The organism is Streptomyces chengmaiensis (assembly GCF_029846775.1).
Lineage (GTDB): Bacteria > Actinomycetota > Actinomycetes > Streptomycetales > Streptomycetaceae > Streptomyces > Streptomyces chengmaiensis.
Window position 1 is genome coordinate 1 of sequence record NZ_JARWBG010000047.1, and the last position, 17,367, is coordinate 17,367.

The following is a 17,367-nucleotide window of genomic DNA, read 5'->3' on the forward strand; positions in this document are numbered from 1 at the left end:
CGTACGCCGAGGTGTCCTCGTCGACCTCGACGATGACGACCTTGGGGTCGTCGAGGTGGGCCTCGACCCAGTCGGCGTCTACCAGGACGTCGCTGCGGCTCATGCTGTTTCTCCTCCGGGGCAGTGTGCGGCGGTGGTGGTGCGGATGGAAAGTCGAGTCGACCGAGTCGAACCGAGTCGGAGCGTGTCGTGTCGTGTCGGATCGTGTCGTGTCGTCGATCGCGGGCAGAACGGTGTGCGTTGTGCGGGGACGCGGAAGTGCGTGTCGTACAGGCACGGTCGGCGGCCCTGACTCGGTCGGTCGAAGGGCCGGGGATACGGGAGCCGGGCTCCCGCTCAGACGGCGCGACAGAGCATGGCGGCGACGCGGCACAGGTCTACTGCCCGCCGCTTCGTGAGGTCCGCCTGTCGCTGCTTCATGGGTCAGATCGTAGGGACGACTCGGCAGCCGTGTCACCGGTGTGTCGTATTCTGAGACGCGATCGTCCGACATGCGGGATAAGGATCACCCCAACCCCCTGCCCCGCGGGCTCCGCGCCGCTCCGCCGCGGATGACCTTCTACCCAGCGGACGGGGGCGTCTCACCATACGGCCAAGGCCGGCTGGGCGGACCCGGCAGGGGCAGACCCGGCAGCGCCGTGCGCTGGGCCGACCGAGGGATTGCAGCCTTCGCACCGCGGACTTGCAGCCTTCGCGTCGCGGGATTGCGGCCCTCGCACCGCGGACTTGCGGCCCTCGCACCGACGGATTGCGGCCTTCGCCGCGCTCAGCCGGCCAGTGAGATGTTCTCGCCGGTCACGGTGAAGACCACCCCGTCCGGCTTCGCCTCCACCTTCTCCAGTTTCAGGCCCGCGGGCAGTCCGCCGAGCCGCCGGTCGAAGTCGGTCTTCTTGCGGACCAGATCTTCGATGCCCGGGATGCCCTCGCCGGGGACGCTGTCCGCCCGCACGCGGACCGTGTCGTCGCCCACCAGGCTGACGGTGGAGGTCACGCTGCGCGTCACCGTGCGGCCGAGGACCTCCACCGAGCCGGTGACCTTGACCTTGCCGTTCTCCCCGTACGCCACGGAGACGCCTTCCTCGGCGACCGCCGACAGGTCCTCGTACGAGATCCGGGCCTCGCCCTGGGCGCGCGCCGCGACGGCGCTGCCGTAGCCGTCGCCCAGGCGTACGTCGTAGAGGTCGGCGGTCAGTTCGCTGATCCGCACCGGTCGGCCTGAGGCGCTGGTCCGGATGCCGGTGAGGGTGACCTCCACCTCGTCCAGCCGCTTGTCCGCGACCTGGGTCAGAAAGGGGAAGCCCTTGATGGACACGTCCTTCGACGCGGCCGTGGACTGCTGGAGGGAGATGCGGTCCGCGGCCCGCGACTCGGCGGCATAGACCGCGAGGCGGTCGGCGGCGACGAACAGCCCGCCGAGGATGACCGCGATGATCAGCAGTACTCGCAGCGCTCGCATTCCCTGTCGTCCCCCACGTGTCGTCCGCACCGTGCGTACGCCCATTGCGCGCCCGCTCAATGATCGACGTCCGCGGGGGGTGAATGGTTCCGGCGGCGGGCCCGGCTGGCCCGCCGAGTCCACCGAGTCCACCGGGCCCACCGGGCCCACCGGGTCCACCCGAACGGCCGGCCCCGTGCGACACCGGGCGGCAGCCGGCCTGTCTCAGCCGCCCGGCTACCCCAGCGCGCGGCCCAGCACATACACCGCCGGTGCGGCGACGGCCAGCGGCAGCGCCACGCCCGCCGTGAAGTGGACAAAGCGTGAGGGGTAGTCGTAGCTGGCCACCCGCAGTCCGATGAGCGCGCAGCCACCCGCGGCGAAGCCCAGCAGCGCCCCGTCGGCCGCCGCTCCGGCGAGCCCGCCCGCGGCGGCGCCCGCGGCGACGGCGGCGAGCAGGGACACGACGACGGACGCGGCACCGGGCAGCGGCAGCGGCAGCGCCCGCGCCACGACGGCGGCCGCGACGGCGATCGCGCCGATCGTCACGGCCTCCGTCTCCGCCGCGAGATGCCCGGCCGCCAGGATGGTCAGCGCCGCGGAGGCCACGGTGGCCATCAGCCCGTACACCCGCTCGTCCGCGGCGGCGCGGCTGCGGAGCTGGAGGACGAGGGTGAGCAGCACCCACACTCCGAGCGTGCCGGTGATCGCGGCGGTGGCGTGCGCACGGCCCACAGCGAGCAGGACGGCGTCCGCCGCCAGTCCTCCGGCGAAGGCGAGGGCGATGCCCTGCCGGGCGGGCCACATGCCGTTGAGCCGGAACCAGCCGGCGGCGGTGACCGCCTGGAGGAGCACCAGCGGGAGGAGCAGTCCGTACGTCCCGAGGGCCGCACCGCCGGCGAGCAGCATGCCGAGCAGCGCGGTCAGCCCGGCGGGCTGGATGCCGGGCGGGATGATCGGCGACCGCCCCTCGGCGCGGGCGCGCTGGGCGTCGGTGATCCGGGCGTTCCCGAGGGTCGTCGGGGCGCTGTAGCCCGCTGCGTCGAAGGACGGCGCGGCCGTGGCGGCGGGGGCTGCGGAGGCGGCAGGGGCCTCGGGGGGCAGCGGCTGGGAGTGCGCCGGGAAGCCTTGCGGCTCGTACATCTGGGCCGGACGCGCCTGATCCGGGTACCCCTGCCCCGGGTACGCCTGCCCCGAGTGCGCCTGGCCCGGGTACCCCTGCCCCGGGTACGCCTGCCCCGAGTGCGTCTGATCCGGGTACGCCTGCGGCGGCAGATAGGCGGTGTCCGCAGCCGCGTGCTGCGGCGTCGGCTGCACGGGCTGATACGCCTCGTGGGTCTCGTATCCCTGGTACGCCTGCTGCATCTGATGCTGATGCGACGGCTGCGGCTCGTATGGCTCAGGCGGCTGATACGGCTCGTAGCCCTGCGCCGGCTGCTCCGAATGCCCCGGCCGCTCCGGCTGGATCGGCTGAACCGCCGGCTGGACCGTCGGCTGGTGGTGCGTGTCCCAGGTCTGGCCCTGCCACGTCTGCGTGGCCTGGGGGTCGGGCCGGCCGCCGGCCGTGGTGTAGGGGTCGTAGGCGTCGTACGGATACTGCTGATCGCTGCTGCTCATGGCTGCGCGCTTCATCCTCCTGCGAACGGCGGGAGCACCTCGACCGTGCCGCCCTCGGCCAGCCGTACCGTCTCATGCCCGCGCGTCCCCACGGGGTCGCCGTCGACGAGAAACGAACACCTCCGGAGTACCCGGACCAGCTCTCCCGGGTGCCGCTCCCGGACGGCGTCGAGGGCCTCGGCGAGGTTCTCCGCCGCATACGGCTCCTCGGCTACCCCGGCGGCGGCCTTGGCCGCGGCCCAGTAGCGGATCGTGCCCGCTGCCATAGCGGCACTCCTTTCGTCGCCTCGTCGCCCTCCATGATGAGCCATGCGCCCTGAGGGCCCGCGTGCGGCCGTGCACCCGTGCGCCCCTGGTGCTACCGGCCGCCCCCGGTTCTCCGCCGCCGGGCGGGGCAGAAGGGGTGGCGCGCGACGGATCGGAAACGACAGAAGCCAACCGGAAATGATCGAGAAGAAGCCCGGAGGGGTCCAGAAAGGAGCCCTAAGGGAACGGAAAGTGATCTGCGATACGTCCAGAGTGTGAAATCGACCCTCTGTCCTTCTCACACTGGTGGGCTATCCTGCACAGCAGAGGATCCGGGCAGCGCAGCCCCCGGGTCCTTTTGTGTTTTCCCGCCGTTGTTACAGGCAGGTGAACAAAGGCTCACAATGGCTCTCAGGGCGCGGAGAGCCACCGCGGAGCGACCGAAGGAACGACCGTACGAAGCAGTGCCGCCGATCCACGTCCTCGCAGGGACCGAGGAGGAAACGACGTTATGGGCGAGCTGATCACGCACCACTCGAAACCGACCCGGGCAGGTGGTCGGGGATGAGTTCTCTGCTGCTGCTGACCAATGCCCTCCAGCCGTCGACGGAGGTGCTTCCGGCGCTCGGCCTGCTGCTGCACAGCGTCCGCGTCGCACCGGCCGAGGGCCCGGCCCTCGTCGACACCCCCGGAGCCGACGTCATCCTGATCGACGGCCGCCGCGACCTTCCGCAGGTGCGGTCGCTGTGCCAGCTGCTGCGGTCCACCGGGCCCGGCTGCCCGCTGGTCCTGGTCGTCACCGAGGGCGGGCTCGCCGCCGTCACCGCGGACTGGGGCATCGACGACGTACTGCTGGACACGGCGGGCCCCGCCGAGGTCGAGGCGCGGCTGCGGCTGGCCATGGGCAGGCAGCAGATCGGCTCCGACGACTCGCCGATGGAGATCCGCAACGGCGATCTGTCGGTGGACGAGGCGACCTACAGCGCGAAGCTGAAGGGCCGGGTGCTCGATCTGACCTTCAAGGAGTTCGAGCTGCTGAAGTACCTGGCGCAGCACCCGGGGCGGGTCTTCACCCGGGCGCAGCTGCTGCAGGAGGTCTGGGGATACGACTACTTCGGCGGCACCCGCACGGTCGACGTCCATGTGCGGCGGCTGCGGGCCAAGCTGGGCCCGGAGCACGAGTCCCTCATCGGCACCGTCCGGAATGTCGGCTACCGCTTCGTGGTGCCGGACAAGGTCGAACGGGCTGCCGAGGAGGCGAAGACGGCCGCGCTGGCCCGTTCGGAGGACACACCCCGAAGTGCCGATGAGAAGCAGGAAGCGAGCGTACGCCCTGCCCAGAGATAGGTCACCCCGCGTAGACTGCCGCCCGTGGCCAAGGTGACGCGGGACGATGTAGCGCGACTGGCGGGTACGTCGACCGCCGTCGTGAGCTACGTCATCAACAACGGACCCCGGCCGGTCGCCCCGGCCACGCGCGAGCGTGTCCTCGCCGCGATCAAGGAGCTGGGCTACCGGCCCGACCGGGTGGCCCAGGCGATGGCGTCACGGCGCACGGACCTCATAGGCATGATCGTGCCCGACGCTCGGCAGCCGTTCTTCGCGGAGATGGCGCATGCCGTGGAGCAGGCCGCGGCGGAGCGCGGAAAGATGGTCCTCGTCGGGAACTCGGACTACCGAGACGAGCGCGAGGTCCACTATCTGCGGGCCTTCCTCGGCATGCGGGTCTCCGGGCTGATCCTGGTCAGCCAGGGCCCGAGCGAGCGGGCCGCGGCGGAGATCGAGGCGTGGGACGCGCGTGTGGTGCTGCTGCACGAGCGTCCCGAGGCCATCGACGACGTGGCCGTCGTCACCGACGACATCGGCGGCGCGCAGCTCGCCACCCGCCATCTGCTGGAGCACGGCCACCCGTACGTCGCCTGTCTCGGCGGGGTCGAGTCGACCCCGGCGGTCGGCGACCCGGTGGCCGACCACGTCGAGGGCTGGCGGCGCGCGATGCTGGAGTCCGGCCGGGAGACGGAGGGGCGGCTCTTCGAGGCCCCGTACAACCGCTACGACGCCTACCGCATCGCCCTGAAGCTCCTCTCCGGCCCGGAGCGGCCTCCGGCGATCTTCTGCTCCACCGACGACCAGGCGATCGGCGTGCTGCGGGCGGCCCGCGAGCTGCGGATCGACGTGCCGACGGAGCTGGCGGTGGCCGGCTTCGACGATGTAAAGGAAGCCGCGCTGACCGACCCACCGCTGACGACGGTCTCCTCCGACCGCCCGGCGATGGCCCGTGCGGCGGTCGACCTGGTCCTGGACGACGGTCTGAAGGTCTCCGGCTCACGCCGGGTCCGGGTCAAGCAGTTCCCCTCGGGCCTGGTCATCCGCCGCTCCTGCGGCTGCGACGGATGACACGGCGACACGGCTGACACCTCCGGCCCGCGGCGCTCGGGCCGGAGGGCGGGTTTCCGACCGCGGGGCCTTCCGGCCCGGGAGCGGCGCACCTGCGGGGGCGGTCCGCCCCGAGGGCGGGTTTCCGTGCTGAGGGGCTCGGCCCGGAGACGGCTCACCACCTGGGGGCGGTCCCGCCCAGGGACGGGAATCCGGCCCGGAGACGGCTCACCACCTGGGGAGCCTTCCCGCTCGGGGGCGGGGTTCCCGCCCAGGAGCGGCCCACCAGCCCGGGAGGGCGTTCCCGCCCGGGAGCGGCTCACCACCCAAGGGCGGTCCCGCCGGGCGTCAGCCGAGGCGGTCCCGCTCGGGCGTCAGCCGACCTTCTGGATCAGCTCCTGACGCTGCCGGTCGCCCAGCCCCCCGGCCCGCCGGTTGTCGTCGATCCCGATCTCGTCCATCAGGGCGGTCACCTTGGCCGGGCCCATTCCGGGAATGGCCCTCAGCAGCTGGGAGACCTTCGTCTTTCCGACGACCGGGTCGTCCTGCGCCTTCTTCAGCACCTGGCTCAGCTTCTTCTTGCCGGAGCGGAGGGATTCCAGAAGCTGCGTCCTGGCCCTGCGGGCCTCGGCGGCCTTTGCCAGCGCGGCCTTGCGCTGTTCAGGGGTCATGGTGGGCAGAGGCACGGTGTTCTCCCGGTACGAGGGCAATATCCGATGTCCGACATGTGCCACTTCATCGCCCCCGCGAAAGCGGACACGCCGGGAGTTCACCCGGCTGAACCAGCCTTCGGTACGACGTCCCCGCTACACCCTGCCGCCGCAGATCACGTCGTACGGCCGTCCGACGGCCAGGGTCAGCTGCATCGGCTCCAGGACAGTGACGGGCCATGGGCACCTCATGGTTCCGCGTCCGGACCGCTGCCCATGCATCCCACAACTGTCGTAGCGTAGAGGCGACATCACCTGGCGGGGGTGCTTATGCCGTACCAGGACGAGACAAGCATCGGCGACCGGATCGGCCGGCTGCGTCTGCGCCGCGAACTCACCCAGGAGCAGCTCGCCGAACGCGCGCACGTATCCGTGGACACCGTGCGCAAGCTGGAGCAGAACCAGCGCCTGACGGCTCGGCTGTCCACGCTCAACCAGCTTGCGCACGCGCTCGACGTCGAGACGTCCGCCCTGATCGGCCAGCCGAACACCTTCGAGGCCGGTGCCGACGGAGATGAACCGTCAGTGCTGGCCCTGCGGCGGGCCGTCTCACCAGTCTCCGACATCCTCCGCGAAGAACCAGACCCTGAGGAACCGCCGTCCACAGGCGCATTGCGTGCCTCACTCCGCTCGACGGAGCGCATCCGTCGTGAGGGTCGGATGGGCGAAATCGGCGCGCTCCTGCCCCAACTGATCCGCGACGCGCGGGCGACGGCCCGATCACACCACGGAGCCTCACAGAAGTCGGCCTATGCCGTGCTCGCCGAGGCATACCAGGTCGCCGCGACAACTCTCACCGCACTCGGCAAGGAAGACGCCGCCTTCACCGCGATGGAACGCGCCTCAGATGCCGCACGGCGCTCGGACGACCCCCACCTGGAGACCGTCGGCGCCTCCACGCTTGCCTGGATCTTCACCAAACAGGGCCGCTTGGAGGATGCCGAACGTCTCGCGCTCCACTACGCGAACCGGACCGAACCAGGTTTCCGCTCCCAGCCGCTCGCCCTCTCCCTCTGGGGGATTCTGCTGCTGCGCGCGGCGACGGCCACTGTGCGCCAAGGCGAGCGCAAGTACGACCGCGTGGACGAACTGCTACGCATGGCAACAGCGGCGGCCGCCGGAATCGGCCGAGACCGGCTCGACTACGCCACCCCTTTCGGCCCGACCAACACAGGCGTCGCGAAGGTGAACTTCCTTGTCGAGATGGCGAGAAGCCACGAGGCGATCACTGCGGCCCGGACCGTTCCGGATGTCCCCTCGCTTCCGCCGACCTGGCGGGCCCGCTTCCATGTGGACCGTGCCCTCGCCTACGCGGACCTCGACCGCGACGAGCACTCCACCCACGCACTGCTGCGGGCCGAGCGGGACGCCCCCGAATGGATGCGCTACCACGGAACCGCTCGTCGCCTCGTCGCCGACCTCCGTGCCCGCGAGCGCCGCCGCGTCTCCCCGGTGACCGAACTCGCGGACCGGCTGCACCTGGACCGGTAGGACGCGACGTCCTACTCCCACCGGGAAGTGGCACACAGCGTCACTGCCGCGTGACTGTGTGCCGCCATACGGTGCGTCCACAGCTCAGACGTCGATCAGGCGGCGTCGCCGCGATAGCTCAGGGAGTCGCACCATGACCAACAGCGAGCACTCACGCCCTTCCTCGTCTCGGGAGACGCTGCGGCAGCTTATGGCGGGCCGTGACGGATTGGCCCGGGGAGAGAAGGAGTTCACCGCGGCCGACCTTCCCGAAGGAAGCGCCACTCCCATCCACTCGCTGGTGTTCCCACCCTGCCAGTGCCCGCGCTGCCGCTGACGATCGCGCATGCGCTCGACCACGACAGGAAGTGAGAGCAGGAGACGACCGCCCGGCCCGCGCCGCCGGGCTGGACCCGACGGAGCTGCTGACGCTCGGGTTCGCCCTCTAGGCGGGAGCCGCACACCGTCATCCGTCCCCGCTGAGCCGCAAGCCCTCCCCGTCGCCCTTATATGGGACATACAGGCTTCTGCGCCGCTTCTCAGGACGGACTCAGACAGCTCTCATCTACGAATCCAAGACTTGCCGCCATGACGGACTACTACCGCCGAAGCGGCGACGAGCACAGCGAGGGTCGGCAGCGGCAGCCGTACGACCAGGGTGGATACCCGCCTCCGCCCCCGCCGCCGTACCAGCCCGCCTACGAGCCGCGAAGCGCCACGCCCCCGCCGCCGTACCAGCCCTCGTACGAGCCGCGGAGCGCCACGCCCCCGGTGACCGTGTGGCCCGGGGACGGCGGGGCGGGTTATCAGCCGCCGGGGGAGGTCGTGCAGGCCTCGGCCGCCGCGCCGGCGCCCGGCGGGGGCGGCGGGCGGCGGGCGCGGGCGCGGGCCAAGCAGCCCGTGGCGCTGTTCGCGGCCGTGGCGATCGTCGCGGCCGGCATCGGCGGCGGGGCGTCCGCGCTGGTGCAGGGGCTGGCCGGCGGCAGCGGCGACGGGACCGGCGGAAACGCGGTGGCCGGGACCAATGTGTCGCAGAGCAGCAAGGGCACCGTCGCCGGGGTGGCCCAGGCCGTGTCGCCGAGCATCGTGGAGATCAGCGCGAGCTCCGGGAGCGGACAGTCGACCGGCTCCGGGGTGATCATCACCGAGGACGGCGAGATCGTCACCAACAACCACGTCGTGGCCGGGGCCTCCTCGATCCAGGTGCGGCTCGACGACGGCAGGACCTACGACGCCGAGATCGTCGGCACGGACTCCGCCAAGGACCTCGCGCTGATCAAGTTGGAGGGGGCCGGAGGCCTCAAGGCGGCGGCGCTGGGCGACTCCGACAGGCTCCGGGTCGGCGACGAGGTCGTGGCGATCGGCTCCCCCGAGGGGCTGACCGGCACCGTGACCAGCGGCATCGTCTCCGCGCTCGACCGGGACGTCACCGTCTCCCGGGAGCAGGACCAGCGGCAGGGGCAGGGTTACGGTCAGGGCCAGGGCGGGCAGCGCGGCTGGCCGTTCGAGTACGGCGGGCGGCAGTTCAACGGAGACACCGGCTCGTCGAAGACGACGTACCAGGCCATCCAGACCGACGCCTCCCTCAACCCCGGCAACTCCGGCGGCGCTCTGATCAACATGAACGGCGAGGTCATCGGGATCAACTCCGCCATGTACTCGCCCAGCGCCGCGACCGGCTCCACCGCCGGCAGCGTCGGCCTCGGCTTCGCCATCCCCGTCAACGACGTCAAGGCCGACCTGGACGCCCTCCGCTCCGGATCTTCCACCTGACCGGCCGGGACGGCGTGCGAGGCTGAGGGCATGACTGCTACCGGTGAAGGCGGGCGCATCCTGATCGTCGACGACGAGCCCGCCGTACGCGAAGCCCTCCAGCGCAGCCTCGCCTTCGAGGGGTACGACACCGAGGTCGCCGCCGACGGCGTCGACGCCCTCGCACGGGCGGAGTCGTACGCACCCGACCTGGTCGTCCTGGACATCCAGATGCCCCGCATGGACGGGCTGACCGCGGCCCGCAGGCTGCGTTCGTCCGGCTCGCGGGTGCCGATCCTGATGCTCACGGCTCGCGACACCGTCGGCGACCGGGTCACCGGACTCGACGCGGGCGCGGACGACTATCTGGTCAAGCCGTTCGAGCTGGACGAGCTGTTCGCCCGTATCCGCGCCCTGCTGCGCCGCAGCTCCTACGCCGCGGACGCGGGCACGGCACCGGACGACGACGTCCTGTCCTTCGCCGATCTGCGGATGGACCTGGCGACCAGGGAGGTCGTCCGCGGCACGCGACGGGTCGAGCTGACCCGCACGGAGTTCACCCTGCTGGAGCTGTTTCTGGCGCATCCGCGCCAGGTCCTGACCCGGGAGCAGATCCTCAAGTCGGTCTGGGGCTTCGACTTCGAGCCGAGCTCCAACTCGCTGGACGTGTATGTGATGTATCTGCGCCGCAAGACTGAGGCGGCGGGCGAGCCGCGCCTGGTGCACACGGTGCGCGGGGTGGGCTACGCCCTGCGCGAGGGGTCGGCCGCCGAGTGACCGGTCCCGTCCGGCCCTCCGGTCCCGTCCGGCGCTTCCGTGCACTGCCGCTGCGCTCCCGGCTTGCGCTGCTGGTCGCCACGGCGGTCGCGGTCGCCGTCGCGGCGGTGTCGGTCGCCTGCTGGCTGGCGACCCGCGCCCAGCTGCACAACGAGCTCGACACCTCTCTGGAGAACACCAGCGCACCGGCGGGCACGGTGCGCTCCGCCATCGCCGCGTGCAACTCCAGCCGGGCGGAGGAGGCCTCGCCCGGCTTCGCGTATATCCAGGTCGTCTGGCCGGACGGCCGGCGCTGCGTCGCCCCGTACCAGCAGCCGGTCAAGGTGCAGGAGGAGGACGTCGCCGTTGCCGCGGGCGCGCTGGAGAGCTCGCTGCACAACAGCACCACGGACGGCGGTGTGCCGGTACGCGTCCACACCGAGCGCATCCCGCTCGGCGCCCGGGGCCCGGTCGCCGTCTCCGTCTCCCGCCCCCTGACGGAGATCGACGCCTCGCTCGACCAGCTGGCAGTCCTGCTGAGCGTCGTCGCCGGCGTCGGCGTCGTAGGCGCGGGCGCGGCGGGCCTGTGGGTGGCCCGCACCGGGCTGAAGCCCGTCGACCGGCTCACGGGCGCGGTCGAGCACATCGCCCGCACCGAGGATCTGACCGTCCGCATCCCCGTCGAGGGCGAGGACGAGATCGCCCGGCTGTCCCGCTCCTTCAACTCGATGACCGCCGCGCTGGCGTCCTCCCGGGACCGCCAGTCGCAGCTCATCGCGGACGCCGGCCATGAGCTGCGGACCCCGCTGACCTCCCTGCGTACGAACATCGAGCTGCTGGCCCGCAGCGACGAGACGGGCCGGGCCATCCCGGCCGCCGACCGCGCCGCGCTGATGGCCTCGGTGAAAGCGCAGATGACGGAGCTGGCCGCGCTCATCGGCGACCTCCAGGAACTGTCCAGGCCCGACGCCGCCGTGCCTGGTCCGCTGAGGGTGGTCGGACTGCACGAGATCGCCGGCACTGCGCTGAAGCGGGCCCGGCTGCGCGGCCCGGAGCTGGTCTTCGAGGCGGAGCTGCAGCCCTGGTATGTGCGGGCGGAGCCGGCCGCGCTGGAACGGGCCGTGGTCAATGTGCTGGACAACGCGGTGAAGTTCTCCCCACCCGGCGGCACGGTCGAGGTGCGGCTCGCGGACGGCGAGCTGACGGTGCGGGACCACGGCCCCGGCATCCCGGAGGACGAACTGCCGTACGTCTTCGAGCGGTTCTGGCGTTCTCCGTCCGCCCGCTCGCTGCCCGGCTCCGGTCTCGGTCTGTCGATCGTGGCCCGTACGGTGCACCAGGCGGGCGGGGAGATCGCCCTCACCCGCGCGGAGGGCGGGGGCACGCGCGCCTCTATCCGCCTCCCGGGGGCCCCGACCCCGCCGCCGGACACCCCGTAGGGGCCCTCCGGGCGATGGGCTCCGGGCTGCCGTGCGAAGCCGCCGCCCCTGAGGGACCCCGCCGCCGCCTCTCCGTACCCCGGCCGCCGCCTCTCCGGCCCCCGCCGCCTCTCCGGGACCGCGGGGCGGCAGCCCGCGCGGTCCCTCCCCCGCAGCAGGAGGGAGGTCAGTTGTGGCGGATCAGCGACTCGACCAGACCCGCACGCGTGTTGGGGTAGTCCATGGGGACGACGCCGAGCCCCGTCCAGCCGGCCGCCTCCGCGCCGTCGAGGAAGGAGTGGACACGCGGGTTGAGGCGGTCGGAGTTCCAGCGGGGCGGCAGATACGCCGAGGTGCTGACGTAGTTGACGTACAGCCTGCCCGGCTGCCGCACAGCCTTGCGGAAGTGCGCTTCGATCTTCGGGTACTTGGCCCAGGGTTCGGCCATGTAGTCGTCCTGGATGTCGAACAGCGCGCCGTCCCCGTACCGTACGCCGGGCAGTCCGCCGTTGTCGGCGAGCAGCACCACCCGGCCGCGGGCCTCGCCCAGCGCGGGCAGCCCCGAGCCGATGCGGAACAGTCCGCGCCAGCCGCACCGGTCCAGGTAGTCGTCGAAGACGGCGCGGAAGACGGCGTCGCTCTCGTTCGAGTACTCCTGCTTGAGGCGCATGAGCACGGTCTCCGACGGATGCGCCCGCAGGAAGTCGCGGCAGGCGATCAGGACGTCTCCGAACATCATGTGCTGGAAGGCCGCGCCGTGGTGGATGGCGAAGGAGCCGTCGATGGCGCGGCAGCGGATGTCGAGGAACCGGATGCCGCCGTCGAGCTGCTGCGCGATGGTCGTGTTCTGGCACTCGGCCCACGGCCCGCCGTGGCGCGCGCCGGAGTCATGGGTGCCGGGGACGGTCAGCGTGTGGAGGGCGGTGGCGTCGCCGTGGCCCGCCATCCAGTCCCGGGTGGTCAGGGTCCGAACGCGTCGCGGCGGTGCGGCGGCCGACGCGAAGGGCGCGCCGATCAGGGTGGTGGCGGTCAGGGCGGCGGTCGTGGCCCCGACACCTGCGAGGAAGCTCCGTCGATCTATGTGCATGTCCATGCCCATGGTGCGGAGTATGGCGCGTGCACATCAAGAACGGCAGGACCGTGCGCCGCCGGAATCCGGCACGGGCCTGCTCACCCGCAGCGAAGGTCGACCCGCCACTCGCGATGCTCACCGCACTCGCCGAGCGGACCGGCGTGCCCCGTTACCTGCAGGCGTAGCCCCTGCTCGGCCAGGATCGGCACCCCCGTGCCGTGCCTAGACCGTCACCGCCAGCAGCTCACGGAACGCCTCGGCGCCCTGCGGCGTCACCTTCACCGCGCGTCCGGAGCCGACCCGCCGCAGCCACTGCCGCTGCAATGCCGTGGCGCACAGGGTCGCCCCCAGCGCTCCGGCGAGATGTGGTCGACGCTCCGTCCAGTCCAGGCAGTTCCGTACCAAGGGGCGCCGGGCGCCTGGGGGCTGCTCGTACCCCAGGGCGTCGGCCAGCCATGCCCGGCCTGCCGCGGTGACGGCGAGCCCGGAGTCGGCAGAAACCAGCCCTCGGGCGATCATTGCGTCTGCCAGGGTCACGCCCAGCTGCCCCGCCAGGTGGTCGTAGCAGGTGCGGGCGCGGGCTTCGGCGCTGAGCCGCACCGATTCGCGCAGATTCTGCGGACGCGGAGTGTCCGGGGCGTACGAGGCGAGGGCCTCGACGAGGGCGGCAGCCTCCGGGCCTGCCAGCCGGACGTAGCGGTGCCGGCCTTGGCGTTCCTCGGTCAGCACTCCCCCCTCGATGAGGCGGGAAAGCTGCTCGCTGGCGGTGGAGGGTCGCACTCCCGCATACCGGGCGAGCTCGCCTGCCGTCCAGGCACGTCCGTCAAGCAGTGCTTGGCAGAAGACCGACCTGGTGCGGTCGGCGAACAGGCCGGCGGTCTCGGCGAGCGAAGGCATGCCGCCATGATGCCGCAGGGACGGTTCGGGCAGCGCCGAACTGTTCCGCACCTAGCGTCAGGGCCATGACGCACACGATGCATGAACTCAACCGTCATACGGACGTGCGCGCGGCGCTTGCCGACCCGGCGCTGGTCCCCGAGCTGCCGACAGCGGACCGCGGTCCCGTGGGGGCGAGTGTCGAGTGGCTGCGAGCCACCGTGGCCCGGTTCAGTTCCGGTGAGCCGCATCGGCGGCGCAGAGCCTTCGTGGAGACGGAACTCGCCCGGCTGGAGCCCGCCGCGCTGCGGAGCGCGGTGACGGCCGGCGCTGACGGGGAGGTCCGGGTGCGGCTGGTTCATGCCCTCGCCGAGGCCCTGGAGATGCCGGAGTCCAGAGAGGTCGCGGAGGCGGTGACCATCGTGGCCGGGGCCTACTTCGGGGGTGCGGACCCGGCCGCGGACGAGGCCGTGGCCCGGCTGGTGGCGCTGCTGGCGCCAGAGGACGCGGACGAGTCCGCTTTGGAGGCCGCCGCCAACCGCATCGGTCTGCTGGTGCAGGCGTGCGCGGCGACGGCGGCACTGGTCGATGCCGCGGCGGGCGGTGGCGTACCGCTGGCGCGGGTGCTCCGGGAGACTCCACCGGTGCGAACCATGCGTCGCATCGCCGCCCGTGCCACCCGCGTCGCCGGACGGGACATCGCCGCTGGCGATGTGGTGCTCCTGGATCTGGCAGCCGCACAGAGTGCGCATCCCGTACCGCTCACTTTCGGCGCCCCGCCCAGGGTCTGCCCCGGCCGGGCCCACGCTCTCGCCCTGGCCGACGGCCTCCTCCAGCGACCGCTGACCGCATTCGCCGATCTGCACCATCAGGCCGCCCCGCTGTTGTTGCCCAACGCCTGGGACTACGCCTCCGCCGCCGCCCTGGCGGTCCGGGGCTTCAACGCGATCGGCACCACCAGCCTGGGCGTGGCCGCGGCCCTCGGCCTGCCGGACGGAGCGGCCGCCACCGCAGCGGCGACCGTGGCGCTGGCCCGCCGACTCGGGCGGGGCACTTTCCTGTTCACTGTCGACGCCGAAGGCGGTTTCAGTGACGACCCGAAGGAGGTGGCCGAGCTGGCGCGACGGCTGTACGACGCCGGCGCGGCGGGGATCAACCTCGAAGACGGCCGCTCGGACGGCACCCTCGCTTCCGTCGAGCTGCATGCCGCGAAGATCGCTGCCGTCAAAGCCTCCGTACCCGCACTGTTCGTGAACGCCCGTACCGACACCCACTGGCTCGGATGCCAGGAGGAGAAGACCGCAGAGCGCCTCGCGGTCTACGAACAGGCCGGGGCAGACGGGGTGTTCGTGCCGGGCCTGTCGGATCCGGACGGGATCGCCGCCCTGATGGGGACCCTCGTCGTGCCGCTGAACATCCTGTACACACCGACCGGCCCGGACCTTGCCGAGTTGGCCGCGCTGGGCGTGCGCAGGATCAGTCTCGGTTCGCTGCTTTACCGCAGAGCTCTGGCGGCGGCCGTGACCACCGCGACCGACATCCGCGACGGCCTGTCGACGGACCTCAGTGCGCCCTCGTACTCCGAGGTGCAGGCGACTTCGGCACTCCGTGCAGCCGACGGTCACACGCAAAGAGGGGGCGTCGGACCGTGCGGTCCGACGCCCCCTGAGCCGTTTCCTTTGAGCCGTCTTACTCGATGACCGTGATCCGGCCGCCCGCCGGCGGGTCCAGCGGCTGCTCCGGCGACGAGTGCGCCGCCAGATACGCGTTGAACATCTCCAGGTCGGAGACGCCGACCAGCTTGTTCGTGTGCTCCTTGAAGACGGTGAAGCCGTCGCCGCCACCCGCCAGGAACTCGTTCATGGCGACCCGGTAGGTCTTCGACGGGTCGATCGCCTCACCGTTCAGCTTCACCGAGTCGACGACGATCCGATCGGCGCCCGACTTGGTCAGATCCAGGGTGTACGTGAAGCCCTCCGAGACCTGAAGGATCTTCGGGGACTCCTCGTTGGAGCCGCTGACCTGCTGCTGGAGGGCGGTGATCAGCTGAGCGCCGGTCAGATCGACGACGTTCATCATATTGGTGAACGGCTGCACGGTGTACGCCTCGCCGTAGGTCACCACACCGTCGCCCTCGTCACCCGAGGCCTTGTGGACCAGGTCGGCGCGGATGCCGCCGGGGTTCATCAGCGCCAGCTGGGCTCCGCCCTTGTCGGCCGGAGCGAGCCCCTCGAGCTGGGCGTCCGCGATCAGATCGCCGAGCGGCTTCTCCGGCGTGGTCGCGCCGCGGCCGTTGATGTCCGCGGAGATATGGCCCTGCGGGCGGCTCGCGATCGGCACCGCGAGCTCGTTCCAGCGCTTGATCAGCTGTGTCATGTCGGAGGCGGGGGTCTGGTCCCGGCGGACGACATGGTTGGCGGCCGTCGGGTTCTTCCCCTGCGCATGCTGCTGCACCCACCACCACGGCAGCCACTTCGGCAGCTTCGCCTGCCGCCACTTGTCCGTCTTCACCGCCGTGCGCACGATGTCCTTGGTGCGGCGGTCGTAGGTGAGGGTGGTCTCCGTGTAGAGCCTGCCGTACGAGGCCGCCGAGGTGACCAGGCGCGGCTTGCCGGCCGGGTCCGGGATGGTGCACACGTACGCCTGGTGGGTGTGGCCGGTGACCAGCGCGTCCACCTTTGAGGTGATGCCCTTGGCGATGTCTGCGATCGGGCCGGAGATGCCGTCGCCGGCGCCGGGCGAGTCGCAGTCGTAGTTGTACGACGACGAGGCGGGCGAGCCGCCCTCGTGGATCAGCGCGACGATCGACTTCACGCCCTGGCGGTCCAGCTCACGGGCGTACTTGTTGATCGTCTCGATCTCGTCGTGGAACTTCAGGCCCTTGATGCCGTTGGCACTGACGATGTCCGGAGTGCCCTCCAGGGTCACCCCGATGAAGCCGATCTTGACACCGCCCTTCTTCCAGACGGTGTACGGCTTGAGGATCGGCTTGCCGGTCTTCTCGTTGGTGACGTTGGCCGCGAGGTACGGGAAGTCCGCTCCCTCGAAGGTCTTCCCCTCCTCGAAGCAGCCGTCGACCGGGTGGCAGCCGCCCTTCTGCAGCCGGGCCAGCTCGGTCGCGCCCTCGTCGAACTCGTGGTTGCCCACGCCCGCCACATCGAGGTCCAGCTTGTTGAGCGCCTCGATGGTGGGCTCGTCATGGAAGAGGCCGGAGATCAGCGGGCTCGCGCCGACCATGTCGCCCGCGGCCGCGGTGACGGAGTAACGATTCTTCTCGCGGGCCTCGCGCAGCGAGGCGGCCAGATACTCGATCCCGCCTGCCGGTACGGACGTCACCGTCCCGTCCGGCTGCGTCTCCTTGACCGCGCCGGAGGAGCCGGACGGCGGCTCGAGGTGCCCGTGCAGATCGTTGAAGGACAGCAGCTGCACATCGACCGTGCGAGAGCGCTGCCAGTTCCCGTAGTGACCGCGGTCCCGGGCGCGGTCGCCGTCCTGGCCCCTGTCTTGCGCACCTGCCGGCACGGCGGCGACGAGCGCCCCGACGGTGGCGATCCCGGCGGCGACGGCCAGCGTCCGCCGCGTGCGCCGCGACCGCCGGTGGGCGCGGCTGTGTGGAGTTGTCGCTGACATCTGTCCCCT

Annotated in this window: 16 protein-coding genes and 1 pseudogene; 8 read left to right on the top strand and 9 right to left on the bottom strand. The window is 71.5% G+C overall.

All coding sequences use genetic code 11. The annotated features are described in order from the left end of the window. The 5 genes and pseudogenes from QCN29_RS28800 to QCN29_RS28815 form a co-directional block, all read right to left on the bottom strand. Window positions 1-103 (bottom strand): annotated as a pseudogene (locus tag QCN29_RS28800) (sulfurtransferase); the annotation flags it as partial. Window positions 104-336: 233 nt separating this feature from the next. Further along, on the bottom strand, window positions 337-420 hold the full coding sequence (locus QCN29_RS37210) for a putative leader peptide (RefSeq protein ID WP_350807544.1): 84 nt from the start codon (window positions 418-420) through the stop codon (window positions 337-339). Between the two features lie 346 nt (window positions 421-766). Then, the gene (locus QCN29_RS28805; RefSeq protein ID WP_240140231.1) at window positions 767-1,456 is read right to left on the bottom strand and encodes an LmeA family phospholipid-binding protein; all 690 of its coding nucleotides are present in this window, start codon (window positions 1,454-1,456) and stop codon (window positions 767-769) included. 216 nt (window positions 1,457-1,672) lie between these two features. Further along, window positions 1,673-3,052 carry a hypothetical protein gene (locus QCN29_RS28810; RefSeq protein ID WP_279931835.1) on the bottom strand — a complete coding sequence of 460 codons (1,380 nt, stop codon included), beginning with the start codon at window positions 3,050-3,052 and terminating at the stop codon, window positions 1,673-1,675. Between the two features lie 11 nt (window positions 3,053-3,063). Further along, on the bottom strand, window positions 3,064-3,318 hold the full coding sequence (locus QCN29_RS28815; RefSeq protein WP_279931836.1) for a MoaD/ThiS family protein: 255 nt from the start codon (window positions 3,316-3,318) through the stop codon (window positions 3,064-3,066). 544 nt (window positions 3,319-3,862) lie between these two features. Between QCN29_RS28815 and QCN29_RS28820 the strand changes: the two genes are divergently transcribed. Next, on the top strand, window positions 3,863-4,645 hold the full coding sequence (locus QCN29_RS28820; protein WP_279931838.1) for a winged helix-turn-helix transcriptional regulator: 783 nt from the start codon (window positions 3,863-3,865) through the stop codon (window positions 4,643-4,645). A 24-nt stretch (window positions 4,646-4,669) separates the two neighbouring features. Next, entirely contained in the window at window positions 4,670-5,695 is a 1,026-nt protein-coding gene (locus QCN29_RS28825) for a LacI family DNA-binding transcriptional regulator (protein WP_279931839.1), read from the top strand. 353 nt (window positions 5,696-6,048) lie between these two features. Here QCN29_RS28825 and mihF read toward each other — a convergent pair whose 3' ends face one another. After that, a complete protein-coding gene (gene mihF / locus QCN29_RS28830) occupies window positions 6,049-6,360 on the bottom strand; it encodes an integration host factor, actinobacterial type (RefSeq protein WP_240140235.1) in 312 nt (103 codons plus the stop codon). 294 nt (window positions 6,361-6,654) lie between these two features. Here mihF and QCN29_RS28835 point away from each other — a divergent pair, with 294 nt between their 5' ends. From QCN29_RS28835 to QCN29_RS28850, 4 genes are all read left to right on the top strand, one after another. After that, window positions 6,655-7,875, top strand: a complete 1,221-nt coding sequence (locus QCN29_RS28835) for a helix-turn-helix domain-containing protein (protein ID WP_279931842.1) — start codon at window positions 6,655-6,657, stop codon at window positions 7,873-7,875. 567 nt (window positions 7,876-8,442) lie between these two features. Continuing rightward, window positions 8,443-9,627 carry a S1C family serine protease gene (locus QCN29_RS28840; protein WP_279931844.1) on the top strand — a complete coding sequence of 395 codons (1,185 nt, stop codon included), beginning with the start codon at window positions 8,443-8,445 and terminating at the stop codon, window positions 9,625-9,627. A 30-nt stretch (window positions 9,628-9,657) separates the two neighbouring features. After that, window positions 9,658-10,383: a response regulator transcription factor gene (locus QCN29_RS28845; RefSeq protein WP_279931845.1), complete on the top strand. Its 726-nt coding sequence runs from the start codon at window positions 9,658-9,660 to the stop codon at window positions 10,381-10,383. After that, window positions 10,380-11,801, top strand: coding sequence for a sensor histidine kinase (locus tag QCN29_RS28850; RefSeq protein WP_279931846.1), 1,422 nt, complete (start codon window positions 10,380-10,382; stop codon window positions 11,799-11,801). The genes QCN29_RS28845 and QCN29_RS28850 overlap by 4 nt, the downstream gene beginning before the upstream one ends. A gap of 166 nt (window positions 11,802-11,967) precedes the next feature. Here the strand turns inward: QCN29_RS28850 and QCN29_RS28855 are convergent, their stop codons facing one another. Next, complete coding sequence (locus QCN29_RS28855; protein ID WP_398860168.1) at window positions 11,968-12,879, bottom strand: phosphatidylinositol-specific phospholipase C; 912 nt, start codon at window positions 12,877-12,879, stop codon at window positions 11,968-11,970. A 17-nt stretch (window positions 12,880-12,896) separates the two neighbouring features. Here QCN29_RS28855 and QCN29_RS28860 point away from each other — a divergent pair, with 17 nt between their 5' ends. After that, the gene (locus QCN29_RS28860; RefSeq protein ID WP_240139284.1) at window positions 12,897-13,037 is read left to right on the top strand and encodes a hypothetical protein; all 141 of its coding nucleotides are present in this window, start codon (window positions 12,897-12,899) and stop codon (window positions 13,035-13,037) included. Between the two features lie 37 nt (window positions 13,038-13,074). Here the strand turns inward: QCN29_RS28860 and QCN29_RS28865 are convergent, their stop codons facing one another. Continuing rightward, a complete protein-coding gene (locus tag QCN29_RS28865; protein ID WP_279931848.1) occupies window positions 13,075-13,749 on the bottom strand; it encodes a winged helix-turn-helix domain-containing protein in 675 nt (224 codons plus the stop codon). Window positions 13,750-13,814: 65 nt separating this feature from the next. On the opposite strand from QCN29_RS28865, the gene QCN29_RS28870 reads away from it, so the two are divergent. Beyond that, window positions 13,815-15,428 carry an isocitrate lyase/phosphoenolpyruvate mutase family protein gene (locus tag QCN29_RS28870; RefSeq protein WP_279931850.1) on the top strand — a complete coding sequence of 538 codons (1,614 nt, stop codon included), beginning with the start codon at window positions 13,815-13,817 and terminating at the stop codon, window positions 15,426-15,428. Here QCN29_RS28870 and QCN29_RS28875 read toward each other — a convergent pair. Then, a complete protein-coding gene (locus tag QCN29_RS28875) occupies window positions 15,418-17,358 on the bottom strand; it encodes a bifunctional metallophosphatase/5'-nucleotidase (protein ID WP_279931852.1) in 1,941 nt (646 codons plus the stop codon). The two genes, QCN29_RS28870 and QCN29_RS28875, sit on opposite strands and share 11 nt — an antisense overlap. Window positions 17,359-17,367 lie beyond the last annotated feature (9 nt).

Coding starts and splice junctions, on each gene's coding strand:
- QCN29_RS37210 (WP_350807544.1), bottom strand. CDS start 420: ATGAAGCAGCGACAGGCGGACCTCACGAAGCGGCGGGCAGTAGACCTG.
- QCN29_RS28805 (WP_240140231.1), bottom strand. CDS start 1,456: ATGCGAGCGCTGCGAGTACTGCTGATCATCGCGGTCATCCTCGGCGGG.
- QCN29_RS28810 (WP_279931835.1), bottom strand. CDS start 3,052: ATGAGCAGCAGCGATCAGCAGTATCCGTACGACGCCTACGACCCCTAC.
- QCN29_RS28815 (WP_279931836.1), bottom strand. CDS start 3,318: ATGGCAGCGGGCACGATCCGCTACTGGGCCGCGGCCAAGGCCGCCGCC.
- QCN29_RS28820 (WP_279931838.1), top strand. CDS start 3,863: ATGAGTTCTCTGCTGCTGCTGACCAATGCCCTCCAGCCGTCGACGGAG.
- QCN29_RS28835 (WP_279931842.1), top strand. CDS start 6,655: ATGCCGTACCAGGACGAGACAAGCATCGGCGACCGGATCGGCCGGCTG.
- QCN29_RS28840 (WP_279931844.1), top strand. CDS start 8,443: ATGACGGACTACTACCGCCGAAGCGGCGACGAGCACAGCGAGGGTCGG.
- QCN29_RS28845 (WP_279931845.1), top strand. CDS start 9,658: ATGACTGCTACCGGTGAAGGCGGGCGCATCCTGATCGTCGACGACGAG.
- QCN29_RS28855 (WP_398860168.1), bottom strand. CDS start 12,879: ATGGGCATGGACATGCACATAGATCGACGGAGCTTCCTCGCAGGTGTC.
- QCN29_RS28865 (WP_279931848.1), bottom strand. CDS start 13,749: ATGCCTTCGCTCGCCGAGACCGCCGGCCTGTTCGCCGACCGCACCAGG.
- QCN29_RS28870 (WP_279931850.1), top strand. CDS start 13,815: ATGACGCACACGATGCATGAACTCAACCGTCATACGGACGTGCGCGCG.
- QCN29_RS28875 (WP_279931852.1), bottom strand. CDS start 17,358: ATGTCAGCGACAACTCCACACAGCCGCGCCCACCGGCGGTCGCGGCGC.